At 63.0% G+C, this 246-nt stretch carries 1 protein-coding gene; it reads right to left on the bottom strand.

What is annotated here, in order from left to right; translation table 11 throughout:
* The coding region (locus tag F7Q90_RS26425; RefSeq protein WP_151161246.1) for an IS66 family transposase at positions 1-246 on the bottom strand (246 nt) is incomplete at both ends.

The raw sequence follows: 246 nt of genomic DNA, 5'->3' as shown, positions 1-246 counted from the left end.
TTTTTCGCCGGGCGTGCGCCATGCAGGCTGCTTCGGTTATGCGGCCATCTTCGTACAGCGCATTATAACCACCGTAAGCGTCCGCCTGCAGGATACCACTGTATCCCGCAAGGTGCTGTTGTGGATGTACGCCTTTCCGGTCCGGCGAGTACGCGAACCAGACCGCCGGTCGAAGCTGTGAGCCCGCGTTGCGGTCGTCCCGCACGTATACCCACAGCCGGGCCGTGCGCGTTTTACCGCTGCCCG

Source organism: Pantoea stewartii subsp. stewartii, assembly GCF_008801695.1.
Taxonomy (GTDB): domain Bacteria; phylum Pseudomonadota; class Gammaproteobacteria; order Enterobacterales; family Enterobacteriaceae; genus Pantoea; species Pantoea stewartii.
The sequence above is the reverse complement of the archived record's forward strand: the minus strand, read 5'-3'. Positions and strand labels throughout refer to the sequence as shown.